This is a genomic window from Bhargavaea cecembensis DSE10 (assembly GCF_000348905.1).
Lineage (GTDB): Bacteria > Bacillota > Bacilli > Bacillales_A > Planococcaceae > Bhargavaea > Bhargavaea cecembensis.
In genome coordinates, this window is the sequence record NZ_AOFT01000037.1 from 1 (window position 1) to 875 (window position 875).

Consider the following 875-nt stretch of genomic DNA (forward strand, 5'->3'; position numbering starts at 1 on the left):
TGGCACATGAAAGATTCGGTACTTTACAATGTCTCGTTTATCCGGTTTTGAAAGAACAAATAAAAAGCTTGCCAAATCCTTGAGAATTGGTATAATAATATTTGTCCTTTTAAAGTGAACACGGTCCGGTAATGATGGCGAAGAGGTCACACCCGTTCCCATACCGAACACGGAAGTTAAGCTCTTCAGCGCCGATGGTAGTCGGGGGCTTCCCCCTGCAAGAGTAGGACGTTGCCGGGCCGTTGATCACATACATAATCCGGAGGATTAGCTCAGCTGGGAGAGCATCTGCCTTACAAGCAGAGGGTCGGCGGTTCGAACCCGTCATCCTCCACCATTTTAATTATTGTGCCGGCCTAGCTCAATTGGTAGAGCAACTGACTTGTAATCAGTAGGTTGGGGGTTCAAGTCCTCTGGCCGGCACCACTTTTTGAGCCATTAGCTCAGTTGGTAGAGCATCTGACTTTTAATCAGAGGGTCGCAGGTTCGAGCCCTGCATGGCTCACCATTTTCCTCTGATTTAACCACATGCGGATGTGGTGGAACTGGCAGACACGCTAGACTTAGGATCTAGTGCCTTCGGGCGTGGGGGTTCGACTCCCTTCATCCGCACTTTTATTTTAATATTTGATATCGCGGAAGTAGTTCAGTGGCTAGAATACCACCTTGCCAAGGTGGGGGTCGCGGGTTCGAATCCCGTCTTCCGCTCCATATCATCGGGAAATAGCTCAGCTTGGTAGAGCACTTGGTTTGGGACCAAGGGGTCGCAGGTTCGAATCCTGTTTTCCCGACCACTTTACGGGGCCTTAGCTCAGCTGGGAGAGCGCCTGCTTTGCACGCAGGAGGTCAGCGGTTCGATCCCGCTAGGCTCCACC

General features: G+C 51.1%; 7 tRNA genes and 1 rRNA gene. All 8 read left to right on the forward strand.

The features are described 5' to 3' along the window. Positions 1-124 precede the first annotated feature (124 nt). The 8 genes from rrf to C772_RS15935 all read left to right on the forward strand — a co-directional run bounded on the left by rrf (position 125) and on the right by C772_RS15935 (position 873). Positions 125-240, forward strand: a 5S ribosomal RNA gene (gene rrf, locus C772_RS15900). 21 nt (positions 241-261) lie between these two features. After that, positions 262-337 (forward strand) — tRNA-Val (locus tag C772_RS15905). Between the two features lie 13 nt (positions 338-350). Further along, positions 351-426, forward strand: a tRNA-Thr gene (locus C772_RS15910). Positions 427-432: 6 nt separating this feature from the next. Beyond that, positions 433-508: transfer RNA gene (locus C772_RS15915), tRNA-Lys, on the forward strand. 22 nt (positions 509-530) lie between these two features. Further along, positions 531-612, forward strand: a tRNA-Leu gene (locus C772_RS15920). A gap of 23 nt (positions 613-635) precedes the next feature. Further along, positions 636-711 (forward strand) — tRNA-Gly (locus C772_RS15925). Between the two features lie 6 nt (positions 712-717). After that, positions 718-794, forward strand: a tRNA-Pro gene (locus tag C772_RS15930). Between the two features lie 6 nt (positions 795-800). Then, positions 801-873: transfer RNA gene (locus C772_RS15935), tRNA-Ala, on the forward strand. Positions 874-875: the final 2 nt, after the last annotated feature.